At 70.3% G+C, this 18,425-nt stretch carries 12 protein-coding genes; 9 read left to right on the top strand and 3 right to left on the bottom strand.

Annotation, left to right across the window (positions count from 1 at the left end):
• Window position 1: 1 nt before the first annotated feature.
• The 3 genes from JGU66_11495 (at window position 2) to JGU66_11485 (ending at window position 5,766) form a co-directional block, all read left to right on the top strand.
• Entirely contained in the window at window positions 2–1,525 is a 1,524-nt protein-coding gene (locus tag JGU66_11495) for a hypothetical protein (GenBank protein MBJ6761390.1), read from the top strand.
• 28 nt (window positions 1,526–1,553) lie between these two features.
• Window positions 1,554–5,267 (top strand): VCBS repeat-containing protein, encoded by a 3,714-nt coding sequence (locus JGU66_11490; GenBank protein MBJ6761389.1) that lies wholly within the window; start codon window positions 1,554–1,556, stop codon window positions 5,265–5,267.
• Between the two features lie 79 nt (window positions 5,268–5,346).
• Complete coding sequence (locus tag JGU66_11485; GenBank protein MBJ6761388.1) at window positions 5,347–5,766, top strand: hypothetical protein; 420 nt, start codon at window positions 5,347–5,349, stop codon at window positions 5,764–5,766.
• Here JGU66_11485 and JGU66_11480 read toward each other — a convergent pair.
• Window positions 5,763–6,734: an EamA family transporter gene (locus tag JGU66_11480; protein MBJ6761387.1), complete on the bottom strand. Its 972-nt coding sequence runs from the start codon at window positions 6,732–6,734 to the stop codon at window positions 5,763–5,765. The genes JGU66_11485 and JGU66_11480 overlap by 4 nt on opposite strands.
• A gap of 325 nt (window positions 6,735–7,059) precedes the next feature.
• On the opposite strand from JGU66_11480, the gene JGU66_11475 reads away from it, so the two are divergent.
• The 5 genes from JGU66_11475 (at window position 7,060) to JGU66_11455 (ending at window position 12,474) form a co-directional block, all read left to right on the top strand.
• On the top strand, window positions 7,060–7,545 hold the full coding sequence (locus JGU66_11475; protein ID MBJ6761386.1) for a ferritin-like domain-containing protein: 486 nt from the start codon (window positions 7,060–7,062) through the stop codon (window positions 7,543–7,545).
• Between the two features lie 57 nt (window positions 7,546–7,602).
• Window positions 7,603–8,985, top strand: a complete 1,383-nt coding sequence (gene hutF / locus JGU66_11470; GenBank protein ID MBJ6761385.1) for a formimidoylglutamate deiminase — start codon at window positions 7,603–7,605, stop codon at window positions 8,983–8,985.
• 199 nt (window positions 8,986–9,184) lie between these two features.
• Window positions 9,185–10,657: a hypothetical protein gene (locus JGU66_11465; protein MBJ6761384.1), complete on the top strand. Its 1,473-nt coding sequence runs from the start codon at window positions 9,185–9,187 to the stop codon at window positions 10,655–10,657.
• A 70-nt stretch (window positions 10,658–10,727) separates the two neighbouring features.
• Window positions 10,728–11,870 carry an acetylornithine deacetylase gene (argE, locus tag JGU66_11460; protein ID MBJ6761383.1) on the top strand — a complete coding sequence of 381 codons (1,143 nt, stop codon included), beginning with the start codon at window positions 10,728–10,730 and terminating at the stop codon, window positions 11,868–11,870.
• A 25-nt stretch (window positions 11,871–11,895) separates the two neighbouring features.
• Entirely contained in the window at window positions 11,896–12,474 is a 579-nt protein-coding gene (locus JGU66_11455) for an NAD(P)H-dependent oxidoreductase (GenBank protein ID MBJ6761382.1), read from the top strand.
• 4 nt (window positions 12,475–12,478) lie between these two features.
• Here the strand turns inward: JGU66_11455 and mfd are convergent, their stop codons facing one another.
• A complete protein-coding gene (gene mfd, locus JGU66_11450; protein MBJ6761381.1) occupies window positions 12,479–16,060 on the bottom strand; it encodes a transcription-repair coupling factor in 3,582 nt (1,193 codons plus the stop codon).
• Window positions 16,061–16,337: 277 nt separating this feature from the next.
• On the opposite strand from mfd, the gene JGU66_11445 reads away from it, so the two are divergent.
• Window positions 16,338–17,780, top strand: a complete 1,443-nt coding sequence (locus JGU66_11445; GenBank protein MBJ6761380.1) for a PAS domain-containing sensor histidine kinase — start codon at window positions 16,338–16,340, stop codon at window positions 17,778–17,780.
• A gap of 22 nt (window positions 17,781–17,802) precedes the next feature.
• Here the strand turns inward: JGU66_11445 and JGU66_11440 are convergent, their stop codons facing one another.
• Window positions 17,803–18,423, bottom strand: coding sequence for a type II secretion system protein (locus JGU66_11440; GenBank protein MBJ6761379.1), 621 nt, complete (start codon window positions 18,421–18,423; stop codon window positions 17,803–17,805).
• Window positions 18,424–18,425: the final 2 nt, after the last annotated feature.

Raw genomic sequence — 18,425 nt, 5'->3', positions numbered from 1 at the left:
GATGCCCGCTCATTCCTTCGTCCGTCCCGTCCTCGTCTCTCTTCTCTTGTCCGCCGGGGTGGTGCTGACCGCCTGTGAGGACACCCCCTCGACGGAGCCCATCCGCCCCGTCGCCTTCACCCCGACACGGGTGAAGGCGCAGCTGGGCGTGAGCGCGGCCGTGTCGTTCGCGGACCAGTCGGGAGGCGGCATCTTCGTCTCGTCCGATGGCACCGCCGTGCGCCTGCGCTTGGATGGCTCGCGCGCGCCGCTGGAGGCGCATCCGGCCAACCCGGGCCCGGTGGGCACGGTGCTCGCCGTGCATCGGCTGGGGCCTCACTCCGCGCTGGCCGAGACCTCCAACGGCTTGTTCCTCGCCGAGAGCGGTTGGTTGCTCGCGGCGCCGTGGGGCGCGCCCTTCACGTCGGGCCTGCGGGGCACGGCCCAGACGCCCGATGGCGCGGTGTGGCTCGCCCATCCGCAGGGGCTGTACCGGCTCCAGGATGGCGTGCTGTCCGAGCTGAAGGTGAACGGCCGGCCGCTCGATGACGTGGTGTCGCTGGCGGCGGCGCCGACCGCGGATGGCACGTCGGGCTTGTTGTTCCTGCGCCAGCAGACGCTCGCGGTGGCGGTGGCGGCGGGCGCCAAGGCGTACCGCGTGATGGGCACGGAGATCCCCTTGAAGCAGGGGGAGATCGTCACGGCGGTGGCCGCGCTGGGGCCGGGGGTGGGCACCTCCGGAGAGCCGTGGGTGCTCACCACCGAGCGGCTCCTGCGCTACCAGAAGAGCGGATGGCAGAGCGTGGTGTTGTCCCGGCTGCCCTCGGAGCTGCACGCCGCGGGGCGCTTCCTCTGGGCGAAGGCCGGCGCCGAGCTGTGGCTCTACGACGCGGACGCCAACACCTGGGGCTCGGCCAGCGACGTGGATGCGAACGCGGTGACGTTCCTGGCGGTGGACGAGAGCGGCTGCGCCTGGGTTCGCCTGGGAGAGGACACCGTGGCGCTGAGCGCCGCGCCCGCGCCGCGTGTCACCGGCATGAACCAGGGAGCGCTCGTGGTCGAGGACGGGGTGGTGGTGCGCGCCGTGCTGCCTCCTGGCGCCGCGGGCGCGAGCGTCTTCTTCCAGCTCGGCGACGCGGAGGTGCCCGCGACCGCGCCTGACTACAGCCTCGGTGGCATGGAGACGGACGGCACGCCCAAGGCGTATTCGCTCTCCGCCTTGACGCCCGGCATGCACACGCTGGGCGTCGTCGCGCGGTTCGCGGATGGCTCGGAGGCGCGCCGCTCGGTGCCCTTCAGCTACCAGCCGCTCAACACGGTGGCGCTGAGCTGGGACAAGGACATCCGTCCCTTGCATGAGTCGCGTTGCGCGAAGTGCCACACCACGGGTCCGGGCCGGCCGCTGAACACCTATGCGCTGTGGAAGGAGAACGCGGCCCTCATCACCGCGGCGGTGCGCGACCAGCGCATGCCCGCGGACGGTCCGATGGATCCGCAGCAGATCTCCCTCATCCAGCGCTGGGCTGCGTCCGGCGCGCAGCCCTGACGTCTCCGCATCCTCGAGGCTCTTCATCATGAAGCGAATCACCCGCGCGGCCCCCCTCCTCGCCCTGTTGTCCGTGGGCTGTCGAGACGGGCTCGAACCGGCGGCGGAAGTCCCCTACGCCAGCCCTTGTGATGGCCTGGCCCCGCTGAAGCTCACCGCCGAGCCCGCGAACGTGCGCGTGGGCGGCGTGGTGGTGCTGTCCGCGTCGGGCGGCAGCGGCCACTACCGCTTCGTGGCGATGCCGGGTGGCTCGTCCGGCGAGGTGCGCGGAGACCGGTTCGTCGCGGGCTCCACGCCGGGCAATGACGTGCTCGTCGCCCAGGACGCCGTGTGCTCGGGAGACGTGAGCGCGGCGGTGAAGGTGGTGGCGTCGTTCAACGTCGCGCCCGCGCGCGCGGCGGTGCGCCCGACCACGTCCTTCAAGGTCGAGGTGTCGGGCCTGGTGGGCTCGCCCACGTACTTGCTGGTGAAGTCGGGCTCGGGCGCCACGCTCACGGCGGACGGCGTCTACACGGCGGGCGCTGGCACGGGGCTCGACCTCATCTCCGTGCGGGATGCGAAGACGGGCGACGAGGTCCTGCTCCAGTACGACGTGCGTCCGGACGCGAAGCTCGTGGGGGATCCGGGCTTCCTGGCCCTGCCCGCGGGCGGCTCGGTGCCGCTGGCCACGCGCGGTGGCAGTGACTCCATCACCTGGTCGAAGGTGTCCGGTCCCGGCGTCATCGCGGATGGGCGACTGAGCGTGGAGGCGAGCGCCTCGGGCGTGACGGTGTTGAAGGCGGAGGACCGGTTCACCAAGGACGTGGCGAACCTGTCCGTGCGCGTGCTCACCGAGCTGATCCGTCCCACGCAGCCGCATGGTCGTCTGTCGGACGCGGCCACGCTGCTCACCGCGGACTTCGACGGCGATGGCACGTTGGATCTCGCGGTGGGCCAGCGCGAGAGCGACCTGTCGCGTCCCACGGGTGGCGCGGTCTTCATCTTCAAGGGGAGCGCGTCGGGGTTGCCGGCGAAGCCCACGTGGGTGCTGATGGGCGACTCGGACACGGCGCAGTTCGGCGACATGCTCGCGGCCGGCGACCTGGACGGCGACGGACGCGCGGAGCTGGCGGTGTCCTCGCCCGGCGCGGACGTGACGGTGGGCGACTCGGGCGCGGTGTACGTCTACACCTTCAAGTCAGGAGAGCCGCTGCCGATGCGCGCCCCGCTCACGGGGCTGGGGCGCGGTGGGTTCGGAACGGGTCTGGCCATCGCGGACGTGGATGGCGATGGCGACCTGGACCTGCTCGTGGGTTCGCCGGTGGGTGACCTCGCGGCCACGACGGCCATCAACAAGCGCGGCGTGGTGGACTTCTTCGTGCTGGAGCGCGGCAAGCCCATCCCGGACCTGCCGTCGGTGCGGCTCGGTGGCACGGACCTGACGCAGGCGGGAGGCCTGGTGGCCCGCAGCAACACGGACCTGGGCCGCGCGGTGGTGATGGCGGACTTCAACAACGACGGGCGGCCGGACGTCGCCGCGCTCGGGAAGACCTCTCGGTACAACGCGGATGGCAGCGTGGGCGGACAGCAGATCTCCGTCTCCGTCTTCTTCGCGCGGGCCTCGGGTTCGCGCTTCAACGCCACGCCGGACGTGTACGTGCTGCCCTCGAATCTCGCGGAGGGCATCGCCAACGAGGGCACGTGGCGGCTGGGCGCCATCCCGGGCGAGGGCTCGCGGCCTCCGCTCCTGATGGTGCTGGCGGATCGCGCGGACTCGCCCGACCTGCGCACGTCCGGAGGCGTTCAGTCCGGCGCCGACGCGGGTGGCGCGTTCCTGTTCGACCTGACCGGCCAGACGCCCACGGGTGAGGCCGCGGCCACGCCGGTGCAGCTCACGCGCGACGCTGCCTATGCGCGCATCTACGGCGACGTGAAGTCCATCAACGCGGGCCGAAGCTGGGCGGTGATGGACGTGGATGGCGTGGCCGGGCCGGAGCTGTTGTTGGGCGCGCCCTACGGGACGGCGATGGTGGGCAGCACCACGCTGGGCAGCGCGGGACGCGTGCTCGCGTATCCGTTGGCCACGCTGGCCAAGGGCAGCACGCTCAACAAGCCCATCGCATCGCTGGGAGGCGCGGCGAAGGCGGAGGTGCTCGGCGCGGGGCTCGCGGTCCTTGGCACATCGGCCGCGCCCGCGCTGGTGGGCTTCGCGGGCAGGGCTTCGTCGGATCAGGGTGCCTTCACGGGCCGGGTGGATGTCTTCCAGCGCGCGGGTGCGTCGCTCGCGGAGTGGACGCGCACGGGCATCCCCGTGCCGGCGAAGGCGAGCGTGGAGCGCTACGGCGAGGCGGTCGCGGTGGCACGCTTCGGAGCCGACCGTGTCGTCGCGGCGGTGGGGGCGCCGGGCTTCTCGGGCCCGGGCGTCAACGGTGACGGCGCGGACCTGTCCGTGGGTCGGGCCTATGCGTTCAACATGGCCACGCCCACCACGCCCGCGGTGGCGGGGGAGGGCGCGGGTGCGCCGCTGACGCGCGGCCGGAGCGTGGGCACCGATGTCACGTTCACCGACTTCAACGGCGATGGCATCAAGGACCTGGTGATGAGCGCGCCGGCCTTCGTCGCGCCGGGGATGAACTCGACGGCCGCGGAGCGTGACGCCTACGCGCAGGTGCGGGCCGAGTGCGTCGCCGCGAGCACGCAGTCCGTGGGTGGCGTGCTCGTGTCGCTGGGGCAGGCGGATGGCACGTTCAAGCCGGCCTATCGGCTGTGGGCGCCCACGCTCATCGCGGGCTGCACGCCAGACACGGATGCGAAGTGCAAGCGCGCCAGCATCGGCCGCGGCGTGGTGGGCGGCTTCGACTTCAACGGGGACGGCAAGGAGGACCTGGGCGTGCTGCGCGACAAGGGCTTCGACCTGTACCTGGGCCGCGCTCCGGATGACGCCACGCTGGCGAAGCTGAGCATGGGATGTGACCCCGTCTACACGTGGCCCACGTCCGTGCAGCAGACCTCCGCGCCCGCGGCGCTGGGAGACCTGGACGGGGACACGTGTGCCGAGGTGTCGTGGCGCTACTCGGACGGCTCGCGCTCTGGCGTCGTCATCCTCTTTGGCTACGACGCGGGAGGCGCGCGCTGCGGCGGACGCACGCAGCCGGCCATGGTCCGCGTGGCGGGAGACGGCGAGGTGAACCTCAACATGCTCGGACTGGGCGTGGCCACGACGCGCGTGGGCCGCTTCCTCGGCGGTACGCGAGACTTCCTGGCCATCAGCGCCGCGAGCATCCCGGTGGGTGGAGTGACGCAGCCCGCGGTGCTGCTCTTCGACGTGGCACCGCTCGCGAGCTTGCGGCCCGCTCCGGGGACCGAGGTCCTGGTGTCCGCGATGGATGACCGGCTGTCGCCCACCCCGTTGGTGCATCGCACGCGCGCGGTGGGCTTCGGCGCCTCGCTGGCGGGAGGCAAGGACCTCACGGGAGACGGCGTGCCGGACCTCATCGTCGGAGCGACGGGAGCCTCGGTGGCCTCGGATGGCGGGGGCGCGGTCTTCTTCTACGCGGGTGGCCCTCAGTCCACGGGCGCGCTGTCGCCCTTCCTCACCGTGGTGGGAGACACGGCGGAGCGCGGCATGCTGGGCCAGTCGCTCGCGCTGGCGCCGGTGAGCGGGACTCAGCCGACGGTGGTCGTCATGGGTGCGTCGCGGAGCTATCGCACCGGGACGCAGAACGGCACCGCGTTCGTCTTGCCATTGCCCTTCGAATTCTAGACATCCGACCGGGCGACACTGGGTGCTGTCCGGTCGCTGCGTCTATGCTGCGCCCGCCTGAGCAGCGACGGGGGTGGACATGGACGAACAGCGGGAGTGGACCTTGGGGACGCACCGGGCCTGGTTCGAGGCTCCGGACATCCTCTGGGCACGGTTCAACGGCCCGACCGACGAGGAGTGCTCGCGTTGGTCGGTGGGCATCTACCGGGAGCTGGGAGAGCGTCAGCGGTTCTACCTGGCGGCGGACATCGGCAGCTCGATGCTCAGCCCGGAGTCGCGCAAGTACCTGGTGGAGCACTCGAAGGCGCGGTGGTTCCACGCCATCGTCTACATCGGCGCGGGACTGGAGCAGAAGGCCGCGACCAAGAGCCTCACCGTGGCGTCCATGCTCAACGGCAACGAGCCCCATGACGTCCACTACGCGGACACCGCCGAGCAGGCCCGCGAGTGGATTGCCGCCCACCGCTCCCGGCGGGCCCCGCAGCAGAAGACAGGCTAGGTCCCCGAGGCTTCCGCTCGCTCCGGTGCGGCTGTCTCCGCCGGAGCCGCGTGACTCTCGGGCGCCGCGCGATTGGCCAGCGCCGCGCTCGTGAGGATGAGCGCGCCGCCCACCAGCAGCGAGGACGTGAGCGGCTCATCGAGCACCACCACGCCCAGCACCACGGCCACCAGCGTGTCCAGCAGCGCCATGGCGCCCAGCGCGGTGAGCGAGATGCGCGGCAGCAGCCAATACAGGCACTGATACGTCAGCACCGTTCCGCCCAGCGCCAGATAGAGCAGCGCGCCAATGGCGCGAGGCGTCCAGTGCGAGGGCTGTCCCTGCTCGAAGAGCGCGGCGGCGCCCAGGAGCAGCACGCCGCTGCTGAGCGTTTGTCCAAAGGTGAGCACGTGCGGAGGCACGTGGCTCATGTGCTGCCGCACCAACACGTTGGCCACCGCGACGACCGCCGCGGCCACCAGGGTGAAGAGGCCGCCCAACAGCGCCGTGCCCGACATGCTCAGCGAGCCGAGCTGCGTGTGCTGGAGCACCACCACGCCCGCGAGCCCCAGCCCCGCCGCCACCAGCTTGCGCGCGGTCAGCGGCTGGTCCGGCATGAGCACGCGACCCATGAGCAGCAGCCACACGGGGAACGTGGAGAAGAGCAGCGCGGACCAACTGGAGGGAATCCACTGCTGCGCGGTGAAGAGGAACCCGAAGGGAATCGTGAGCTGCAACAGCCCCAAGCCCACGATGCGCCAGCCCGTGCGGACATCGAGCGCCGCGGCGCCCGCTCGGGCGAAGGGCAACAGCGCCAGCCCCGCCACCAGCATGCGCGTGCCCACGAAGTGCAGGGGCGGCAGGTCCTGCAACCCCACCTTCACCACGGCCCAGGTCGAGCCCCACAGGAGGAAACAGATGCAGTAGGCGACGGCGATCTTCATCGGGCTCGCGGACTTCACGGGCCCCTCGGTGGCGGAAGCAGACATGCGCGGCGCGGGAGTAACACGTGCCCTCTGGGCATGCACGATGGGATGTCGCCCACGGCCCACCCCTCGGAGCGCTCGCTGGGTTTCCTGGGAGTTCATGGCTGATGCGCCCAGAGACTCGGGCCGTCGAGTGTCGCTGCGCGAGGGCGCTTGCTCCCTGGCTCGCCGCCCGCGCTGACCCGCGCGAGCATGCCCATCCCGCTCGGTCGCCTGGCCCTGGGTCGACCTGAGTCTGGCCCTCGCGGGAGGGTTGGCCGTGTGCTGCTGGCCCCTCACATTGTCGAGAGCCTGAGAGCCTGAATGAGATGAAGAGAAGGAGCGGGTGATGGCCGAAAAGTCAGAAGTGGCCCGACTGCGCAGCCTGGCCCAGCTCGACGCGGATGCAGTGGGTGCCTATGACGCCGCCATCTCCCGCATCGCCGAGCAGCTGGTCCGTGAGCGTCTCAACGACTTCCGCATCGACCACGCTCGGCACGTGCAGGACTTGAACACCGTCATCATCCAGTTCGGCGGTGAACCCCTGTCGCTCCGGCCGGACCTCAAGGGCACGGCCATGAAGGGCCTCACCGCGATGACGAGCATGATGGGCACCGAGGCCGCGCTGGTGGCCATGCTCGGCAACGAGGAATATTCCAACCGCGCCTATGAACTCGCGCTGCGCTTCGATTGGAGCCCGGCGGTCCGGGGCCTCATCGAGAAGCACCGCGAGGACGAGCGGCGCCACGTGCTGTGGATTCGCGACGCGGTGCGCACCCGTCCGTGGGAGCGCGAGCGGGCCGCGACATCAGAGGGCGAAGAGGCAAGCGCCTGACGCTCCCGGCGCGCGCCGCTGCTGCGCGGCCCCAGGCCCTGACATACGCTGCCGCGCGTGAGCGACATCACCGTCTACCAGCCGGATTTCCTCTACACCGAAGGCCGCTTCCAGGCGGGCCGCTCCCTGGCCGTGAGCGCCCAGGGAGACATCCTCGCGGACGCGGGGCCCGGGGCTCGCGTGGTGCGCCTGCCGGGACGCGCCTTGTTGCCGGGGCTCGTGAACGGCCACTCGCATGCCTTCCAGCGACTCATCCGAGGCCGCACGGAGTACGTGGCCGGAGGGCGCGGACAGGATGACTTCTGGTCCTGGCGCGAGGCGATGTACCGCGCGGCGGAGGCCCTGACGCCCGAGGAACTCCACGTCGCGTCGCGACAGGTCTTCCTGGAGATGGCGCTGGCGGGCATCACCTCGGTGGGTGAGTTCCACTACGTGCACCATCAACCGGATGGCACGCCCTACGCGGACCGCAACGCGCTGGCGCACGCGGTCATCCGCGCGGCCCGAGACGTGGGCCTGCGCATCTGCCTGCTGCGCGTGGGCTACGCGCGCGCGGGCCACGGCGTGCCTCCCAATCCGCGGCAGCGGCGGTTCATCGATCCAGATGTGGACACCTTCCTGTCCACCACCGAAGCGCTGGCGAGCGCCGTGCGCGGAGACTCGGCGGTGAGCGTGGGGCTGGCGCCGCACAGCGTCCGAGCGGTGCCGCGCGCGTGGCTGGAGGCGCTGGCCCGGTCGAGCCCGCGCGGGATGCCGGTGCACATGCACGTGGCGGAGCAGCCCAAGGAGATCGAAGCCTCGCTGGCCGAGTACGGGCGCCGCCCCACGGAGCTGCTGGCGGACGTGGGCTTGCTGGGGCCCCTGTTCACGGCCGTGCATGGCGTGCACCTGACGGACGCGGAGGTCTCGATGCTGGGGCAGTCGCGGTCCACGGTGTGCGCGTGCCCGTCCACCGAGCGCAACCTGGGAGACGGCATCGTGCCCGCGGATGCGCTGCTGGCGGCGGGAGCGCACGTGAGCTTCGGCTCGGACAGTCAAACCCTCGTGGACCTCTTGGACGAGGCGCGGCAGGTCGAGCAGCACCTGCGGCTCGCCCGCCTGCGCCGCGCGGTGCTCGACCCGGGCTCGGGAACCATGGACGGGCTGGCGTCGCGGCTGCTCGACATGGCGACGGTGGAGGGCGCGCGGAGTCTGGGGATGCGCACGGGGAAGCTGGAGCCGGGGCATCCGGCGGACTTCTTCACCGTGGACCTGGAGCACCCGTCCCTGGTGGGTGCCGACCCCACGTCGTTGTTGCCCGGCATCGTGTTCGGAGCGTCCTCGGGTGCGATCCGCGATGTGGTGGTCGCGGGTCGCAGCGTGGTGCGCGACGGTCACCATGCGCTGGCGCGCGAGAGTGGTCAGGCGTTCCAGGTGCTCGCGCGAAAGTTGTATTCCTGAAGGAGTCACGCGAGCCCGATAGGACCGCCTTGGCGCTCGTTGCATCCTCCCAGCCCGATGGGGAGCGGATGCATGAGCGCCATGTTCGCGCTGCTCGAGGCGCACGGGCTGGCGGACGCTGAAAAAGACGCGCGCGCGATATGCGCAGACGCATCCGGCGTTCAGGTTCTCACGGGGCCGCGCCAATCGGAGGAGACAGATGCGTTCTGTGTCGATGCTGGCAGTGGCCGTGGCCTGCCTGCTGTCGGGGTGTGCCGCGCGTCAGGGGGGCTTGGACTTTCCCGAACGTGAGGCCATCTATGACCGTCCCTTGGAAGAGGTCTGGCCTTCGGTCCAGCAGTACTTCACGGACGCGGGGCTGCACTACCGTCAGGACAAGGGCAGCTATGTCCTGGTGACGGACTGGCGCGCGGAGTTTGGCGGCTCGAAGGTCGCGGGCTTCTGGCACAGCTACATGGTCATCGGTAAGCGCGAGACCCCCACGCGCGGCAAGCTGTGGATCATCCGAGTGACGCGCAGCGCGAACAAGACGCTGTCACGCCCGGGCAAGGAGCTGGACTGGGGCGTGAACCGCGCCGTGACGGGGAACGCCGACGACGGCTTCATGGGAATGGCCGACCTGGAAGATCGCCTGGAGGTGCCCACGGGAGACACGGGCATCTCGGCGGAGTCGGCGCAGGGCCAGCGGGACATGGTGCTGGAGTGGAAGGTGTACAGCGCGGTGGCGCCGAAGCTGGCGAAGGTGGAGGAGCCCGCGAAGTCGAACGGCGTGGCGGTATCCCAGGAGGCCGCGAAGACGGCGACGCGCGAGCTGACGGAGTGTGGTCTTCCCATCGCGGGGCTGGGCCGTCACGCGGTGGCGGGGAACGTCCTGCTGTTGGGGGAGCTGCACGGGACGCAGGAGGTGCCACGGTTCATCGCGCAGGCGGCGTGTCAGGTGGCCTCGGCGGGTGTGAAGGTGTCGGTGGGGTTGGAGCTGCCGGTGGAGAACGAGCAGCGGATGGAGACGTTCCTCGCGAGCAAGGGCGAGGAGGAGGACTGGCTGCGTTTGATGGACGCGGGCTTCTGGCGCAGCCCGTACCCGGATGGGCGTGGCAGTGAGGCCGTGGCGAACATGCTGGAGCAACTGCGGCTGTTGCGCGCGCAGGGGCTGGACGTGAAGGTGTTTGTCTATGACCACCCGAAGCTGAATGGCCAGGCGCGCGAGGATGCGCTGACCGCGACGGTGCTGGAGCACGTGAAGCAGGACGCAGACCGCTTCCACCTCGTGGTGAGCGGCAACGTGCACTCAAGGAGAGAGGCCGGGCTGCCATGGGATGAGAGCTACCGTCCGATGGGGCTGCTCTTGAAGGAGAAGCTGAAGGGCGTGGTGTCGTTGGACATGGCCTACGACAGCGGGACTGCGTGGATCTGCGCGGTGGACCGGACGGGCAAGAAGGACAAGCTGGCGTGTGGTGTCCAGGAGACGAAGGGGAAGGACAACGGGGCGCGGCCTTTCGTCCACGTGTGGGGCGGCGCGAACGCGGCGGGATACGACGGCGTCTTCTACGTGGGCAGGGTCAGCGCGTCGCAGCCCGCGATCTTGCGAGGGCTGGGCAAGCCCGGAGCGGATGACAACTCGGTCTTCCCCTCGAGGGGAGAGGGCCGCGCGTTGGCCTGCTTGCCCCACTGAGCGGGGGACCTCCGAGGGGGCTGGCGTAGCGCCACGAGCGGTGGCATGAGGCCTCTCGGAGGTCGTCCCCATGAGCGACACGCTGCCCGCGCTGCGGGCCATCCTGACGGACCTGGTGGCGTTGGACACCACTTCCTCGCGCCCCAATGCTCCGCTCATCGACTATGCGCAGGCGAAGCTGGAGGCCGCGGGCTTCTCCTGCGAGCGGCAGCGGTACACCGATGACGCGGGCGTGGAGAAGTTCAACCTCGTCGCGGTGAAGGGGGGCTCGGGCCGCGCGTCGCTCGCGCTGGTGGGCCACTCGGACTGCGTTCCCTTCGACGCGGCGTGGACGGACGCGCTGCGACTCACCGAGCGCGACGGTCGCCTCTACGGCCGTGGCGCCTGTGACACCAAGGGCTTCATCGCGTGCGCCCTGCACGCCGCCACGCGCGTGGACGCGGCCAGGCTCAACGCGCCCCTGATGGTGGTGCTGACCGCCGACGAGGAAGTGGGCCTCGTGGGCGCCAAGAAGCTCGTGCAAGCGGGACTGGGGCGCGCGCGGCACGCCATCGTCGGAGAGCCCACCCGGCTCGTCCCGGTGCGCGCCAACAAGGGCTACTGCCTCGCCGAGGTGGAGGTGCTGGGCAAGGAAGGGCACAGCGCCTATCCGGACACGGGCGCGTCGGCCATCTTCCGCGCCGGCCGGTTCCTCCAGCGCCTGGAGCAGCTCGCCACCACCGTGCTGCGCGAAGAGGTGGACGAGGGCTTCCAGCCGCCGTTCACCACCGTCAACGTGGGCGTCATCCAGGGCGGCAAGGCGAAGAACATCATCCCGGGCGCGTGCCGCTTCGTCGTCGAGTGGCGCCCCATTCCGAACCAGCCACCGGAGCGCGTGAGCGAACTGTTGGAGCGCATCCGTCAGGAGTTGGTGCGCGACGAGCCCGCCTTCGAGGCGCACATCCGCGTGGTGCGCACGGACCGAGGCGTCAACACCTCGGCGGACGCGGAGGTCGTTCGCTTCCTCGTCGACGCCAGCGGCCACGCCCCCGAGACCGTGCCCTTTGGCACCGAGGCGCCTCAGCTCACGCAGCTGGGCGCCGAGGCTGTCGTGTTCGGCCCCGGAGACATTCGCGTGGCGCACCAGACCGGCGAGTATGTCCCCGTCGAGGACCTGGTCCGCTGCGAGGCCGCGCTCGCGCGCGCGGTCGAGCATTTCTGCTGCGCGCGCTAAGCCAGACCTTTAGCAAAAGAGACGCATGAGCCAGCCCACCGAGTCCCCGCGCCGCGTCCTGTTCCTGCTCTCCAGCGCCCGAGAGCAGGGCAATGCCGAGCAGCTTGCCCGCTCCGCGGCGAAGGCGCTGCCCGCCAACACCCAGGTGGACTGGGTTCGCCTGGATTCGCTCCAGCGTGAGCCCTTCCTTGATCTCCGCCACACGCCAGGGGGCTACTCCGCGCCGGGGCCTATCGCGAGCGCACTGGCCGAGAGCACGCTGGCGGCGGATGAGATTGTCTTCGTGGCGCCCGTGTATTGGTACAGCCTGCCGGCCCCCGCGAAGCTCTACCTGGACCACTGGTCCTGGTGGATGCGGCGCCCCGAGCTGCGCTTCCGCGAGCGCATGGCGGGCAAGGTGCTGTCGCTCATCACCGCGCACTCCAGCGAAGATGACGAGGGCGCCGAGCAGCCGAGCATCCTGACGCTGAAGCTGAGCGCCGACTATCTGGGGATGCGGTGGCGGGGCGCGCTCATCGGCCATGGCAGCAAGCCGGGCGAGGTCATGCAGGACGCGCCCGCGCTCGAAGCCGCGGGGCGCTTCCTCGTTCAGCCGGTGAGCTGAGCCCTCACGCCTGCGGCAGCGCGCAGGTGTGCAGGTCGCGCAGCACCTTCTTGGCCTCGACGACCACGTCGTGCCCCTGCACCTTCTCCGGCAGGCGCACGATGAGCTTCATGTCCGGGGTGAGCCGGTACACGCCGCGCGAGCGCTGGACCAGCATGGCCACCTTCGTGCCATCCAGGAGCGCATCTCCGCTCAGCGTCACCACCAGTCGCCCTGGGCCCGCTTCGAGGCCGCGCAGCCGCAGCTCGCGCATTTCAATCTTCAGCAGGGTGACCTCGGACAAGGTGTCCACCTCGTCGGGGGCCTCGCCGTAGCGGTCCACCAGCTCGGCGCGCAGGTCGGTGACCTCGTCCGGGTGACTCGCCTGGCTGAAGCGCTTGTAGAACACCAGGCGCTGGTGCACGTCGCTCACGTAGTCGTCGGGGATGAGCGCGGACATCATCAGGTTGATGTCCGGCTCAATCGTCACCTTGAGCGGCTGGCCCTGGAGCTCCGCCACGGCCTCTTCCATGAGCTGCGCGTACATGTCGAAGCCAATCTCCGCGATGGCTCCGGACTGCTTCTCGCCCAGCAGGTTGCCCGCTCCGCGAATCTCCAGGTCATGGCTGGCGATGGAGAAGCCCGCGCCCAGCTCGGTGAAGTTCTGGAGCACCTCCAGCCGGCGCTGCGCGTCCTTCGTCACCGCGCGGCCCGGCACCAGCAGGTACGCATACGCGCGCTCCTTGCTGCGGCCCACGCGGCCTCGGAGCTGGTAGAGCTGCGCGAGACCGAACTGGTCCGCCCGGTTGACGATCATCGTGTTGGCGCTGGAGATGTCGATGCCGCTCTCGATGATGCTGGTGCACAGGAGCACCTGGAACTTCTTCTCGGTGAACTCCAGCATCACCTTCTCGAGCTGCCCCTCGGCCATCTGTCCGTGCGCGACGCCGAAGGACACCTGAGGCACCAGGTCCTTCAGGAGCTGCTCGATGGACGGGAGCGACTCCACCCGGTTGTGCACGAAGAACACCTGGCCGCCGCGCGCAATCTCTCGCTCGATGGCGTCCTTGATGACCTGGTGCTCGAACTTCATCACGAAGGTACGGATGGCGCGCCGGTCCTGCGGCGGCGTGGCGATGATGCTCATGTCGCGCACGCCGGACATGCTCATGTGCAGCGTGCGAGGGATGGGCGTGGCCGTGAGCGTGAGCACGTCCACCTGCGTGCGCAGCCGCTTGAGCGACTCCTTCTGCTTCACGCCGAAGCGCTGCTCCTCGTCGACAATCATCAGGCCCAGGTCCTTGAACGTCACATCGCCCGCGAGCAGCTTGTGCGTGCCGATGAGGATGTCGACCTTGCCCTCCTTGGCGCGCTTGAGGATGTCGCGCACCTCGGGTGGCTTCTTGAGTCCGGAGATGACCTCCACCGTGACGGGGTAGTCCTTGAAGCGCTTCTTGAACGAGAGGAAGTGCTGCTGCGCCAGCACCGTGGTGGGGACCAGCACCGCCACCTGCTTGCGGTCCAGCGCGGCCTTGAACGCGGCGCGCATGGCCACCTCGGTCTTGCCGTAGCCCACGTCGCCGCAGACGAGCCGGTCCATGGGCTCCGGCTTCTGCATGTCCGCGAGCACGTCCTCGATGGCCTTGGCCTGGTCGGGCGTCTCGTCGAACTCGAAGTCCGCTTCGAACTGCGCGAAGTAGCGGTCCGGTGCCTGGAAGGCGTATCCGGGGTGCGCCTTGCGCGCGGCGGCGATCTGCAGGAGCTCCGCCGCCATCTTCAGCAGCTGCTCCTTGACGCGCTTCTTCGTCTTCTCCCAGCTCGTGGTGCCCAGCTTGTCCAGCTGCACCGTCTCGGGATTGCCGCCGGTGAACTTCTGGATGAGCCGCATGCGGCCCACGGGCAGATAGATTTTGTCCCGCCCCGCGTACTCGAGGACGAGGAAGTCCCCTGGCACGTTGTTCACCTGCATCTTCGTCAGGCCCGCGTAGCGGCCGATGCCGAAGTCGGAGTGGACGATGAGGTCTCCCTCCTTCAGGTCTCCGAACCCGGCCGCGAACGCGTCCAGCTTCTTGCTGCGCTTGACGCGCCGGCGCGCCCGCACGCCGAAAATCTCTTCGTCCGCCAGGACGGCGAGCCCGCCGCCGCCATCCACGAAGCCCTGGCTCACCTCGCCCGTGAAGAGGTGGGCCCACACCGCCGGGTCGTACAGCGCCTCGGGGTCGCCGAGCGGCTCAGTGTGCAGCTTCACCATGACGCCGCGATCCAACAGCAAGCGCTTGAGCCGATCCGCCTGGCTCAGCGTGCCGCACGCCACCACGCTGGCCACGCGTGACTCGCGCCACTGTCGCAGCCGGTCCACCAGCGGCGTGAGCGCCCCCTCTTCGCCGTGGTGCGCGAGGATGGCGTCGCGCAGGTCGTGGGTCGAGCCGAACTGGAACAGCACTGGCGGCTCGCCCTGCATGAGGGACAGGCCGCCTCCCTCCAGGACGCGGAACGCGTGGAGCGCGTTCGCCACGTCCGTCGCCGCGAGGAAGTGCGTCGCGGGCGGATAGGCGAGGTCCTGTCGCTCATCCGCGGCTTGGGCGGAGCGCTCCAACTCGCCCCACAGCTCCACGCCCGCGCGCTCCAGGGCCACGGGGTCATCCAGGTAGAAGACCGGGGCCTCGGCCCATGCGCGCAGGTAGTCGAACACGGTGGCGAGCCCGCCCTCGAAGAAGCCAGGCAGCAGCCCCTCCAGGCCGAAGCTCGGCAGACCGTCGCGCAGCGCCTCCAGTCGCTCGCGCAGCTTGATGGTGGGCAGGTTGATGCGGTCGGCCACCTCGCGGGCGGCGGCCTCCGCGCGGGGACGCGTCTCGTCGGTGAGGAGCGCCTCTCGCGCGGGCACCAGATCCACGGACTTCAGCGCATCCACCGTGCGCTGCGACTCCGGGTCGAACGCGCGGATGGACTCGATGGTGTCGCCGAAGAACTCCAGGCGCACGGGCTTGTCGTAGAGCGGGCTGAACACGTCCAGCAGTCCACCGCGCACGCTGAAGGTGCCCACGTCCTCCACGAGCGGGCTGTTCTGGTAGCCCATCCGCGCGAGCTTGAGCGCCAGCGAGTCGCGATCGAAGTCCTGCCCCACGGAGATGCGCTCGCTCAGCGCGCGCACCACGGCGGGAGGCAGAACGCGGCGATACAAGCCGCGCAGCGACAGCACCAGGGCGGGGAAGCGCGTGCCTTGTCCCAGGTGGTAGAGGGCGCCCAGGCGCGCGGTGACGGTCGCCGCGTCGGGAGACAGCTCGTCGTAGGGGAGGACCTCGTCGGCGGGCAGCCGGAGCACCTCGGGCGCGAGCAGCGTTCCGGAGCCTCCCAGGAAGAAGGCCAGGTCGTGCGCCAGGGCGTCGGCGGACTCCTCGTCCGCCGCCACGCACACCAGGGGCGCTCGCAGCTCGCGATGGAGCCGGGCGAGGAGGTGTCCGCGCGCGGCGCCCTTCAGGCCTTGCGTGCGAACCCGGCGCCCGGGGCGCAGGCCCTCGAGCAACTTCGTGAAGGAGTCACCTGCCACGGTCGGCACTCCACCGCGTGCCGTGTCCGCATCCCGCTTCTGAGTGAAAGGACTGTCCATTCGAGGACCCCCCTCGGGGGGGCCCTGGGTAATTAGGGCCCGGGTCCGACCCCGTCAACGACGGATCGGACTGTTCGCCATGCGGCGGGGAGAAGGACCTCTCGGCCGCTTGTGTCCGACATCCGGCAGGCTCCCGTGGGACGGATGGCTGGGGCTGGAGCGTGGCACTACCCTGGCCTCGGTATTCGTGCCGTGGGGGGCCACGCCAACCATGCATCCCGGTCGTGGAAACAGCGCTCGTCCGGAGACGTGGCACGAGCCGGTGGCCTCGGAGGCGCTGGTCGTCCTGCGCAGCCTGTGGTCTCCCGAGGGCGGCATCTTCGACTTCGAGTGCGTCTCCGCCAACGCCTATGCCGAGGCGTGGCTGGGCCGCGAGGACGCACAGCTCGTGCGCCGGCGACTCGCGGCGGAGGTGCCCTGGGTCCGAGAGTGTGGCCTGTTCGCCGCGTGCGTGCGCGTCGCGTTGCGCGGCACGCCCGAGTCCTTGCGCCTGTCTCGCCAGTCGCCCGTGGGTACGGTGTGGCTTCAGGCCCGTGTGGCGCCCGGGAAGGACGGCGTCGTGGTCTTCCTGGAGGACCTCACAGAGCGGATGGCCTCGGAGGAGGCGCTGCGGAGGGATCACGCGCTCCTGCACGCCGTCATCGAGAGCGCCACCGACGCCATCTACGTGAAGGGCTTGGATGGGCGCTACGTGCTCATCAATGGCGCCACGGCGCGCGCCTTCGAGCGCCCCGCGAAGGAGATCCTCGGACGCACCGACGAGGACCTGCTCGGCGAGACACAGGCCCGGGACGCGCGAGCCCATGATGATGCGGTGCTCGCCTCCGCGCGCACGGCCACGTATGAGAACTCCGAGGGCGGCCCCGGCAGCGGTCGCGTCTGGCAGACCACGAAGGGCGTCCTGCGCAGGCGCGATGGCACCGTGTATGGCCTGTTCGGCATCAGCCGGGATGTCACCGCGCGCCGCCGTCAGGAGGAGGAGCGCGAGCAGGAGGCGCGCTACCAGGAGCGCTTCATCGGTGTGTTGGGGCACGACCTGGGCAATCCCCTGGCCGCGGTGCGCCTGTCCGCCGCGGCGCTCCTGGCGCGGGCCTCGCTACCGCCCGAGGTGCGCCGGGGCGTGCAGCGAATCGACGGGAGCGCCGAGCGCATGGCGCGGCTGGTGAAGCAGTTGCTCGACTTCACGCGCGCGCGGATGGCCGGAGGCATCCCGCTGCGTCCCACCGAGATGTGCTTGGAGGACGTGTGCCGCCGCATCATCGCGGAGCTGGAGCCCGCGCACCCCGAGCGCGGCGTGGATCTCCAGGTGCGGGGCGAGTGCCGCGGCATCTGGGACGAGGAGCGACTGGCGCAGGTGCTCTCCAATCTGGTGGGCAACGCGCTCCAGCACAGCGTGGATGGCTCGCGCGTCCGGGTGTCGCTGGAGTCGAGCGAGCCGCTCTTCCAGCGCATGGAGGTGCACAACATGGGGCCGCCCATCCCCGAGTCGCTGCTGCCGTCGCTCTTCGAGCCCTTCCGCAAGGGGGAGACCGAGCCCGGCCAGCCGCACCCGGTGCGCGGCGGCCTGGGGCTGGGGCTCTACATCGTGTCGCAGATTGTCCAGGCGCACGGCGGGCGCGTGGAGGTGGCCTCGTCCCAGGAACACGGGACGTGCTTCAGCGTCACGCTGCCTCGGGTGGCCCGGCCCGCGGGCGTGGTGAACTTCCCGCGAGGCCCGTGACGGCGCTCGCGGGAAGCACGGCTCAAGGCGCGGTGCAGGCGGCCTCGGGGTGCGTCACGACGTACTGGGAATCACAGTCCAGCACGTTGGACAGCCCCGTGAGCGGCTCCACGGACAAGACAGAGCGCGCCCGGCTCGACGAGAACATGAACCGCGCGGTGATGGGATTGATGGCGGCATTCTGCGGGCAGGCCATGTTGGTCACCGCGCGCCCCGTGCCCGGCAGGAAGCACAGGCCGTTGATCTCCGTGGCCGTCATGGTGCGCGGCAGCACGATGTCCGGCCCCACTTCGTTGCAGCAGGCGGCATTGGTGCGGCAGGTGGCGGACAGGCACGCGGCCATGGGGCACGTGCCGTTGTCCCAGGTGTTGCCACACGCGAGCCGTTCCCAGCGCGCCACCGTGCGAAGGCTGCCATCCGCCTGCGTGACGTTGTCCTCCACCACGACGCGCACCGGCTGATTGGTGGCGACGGCGCGCTGGCGGGCGCTCAGCGCGGAGGACCAGAGCGCGCGCGTCGCCTCGTTCTCGCGCTGGGTGGTGAGCTGCGACTGGAAGTTCACCACCGCCACGCTGGTGAGGATGCCAAGGATCGCCAAGGCGACCATGATCTCCAGCAACGTCATTCCACGCACGGACTTCATGG

Source organism: Myxococcaceae bacterium JPH2 (genome assembly GCA_016458225.1).
Taxonomy (GTDB): Bacteria; Myxococcota; Myxococcia; order Myxococcales; family Myxococcaceae; genus Citreicoccus.
The sequence above is the reverse complement of the archived record's forward strand: the minus strand, read 5'-3'. Positions and strand labels throughout refer to the sequence as shown.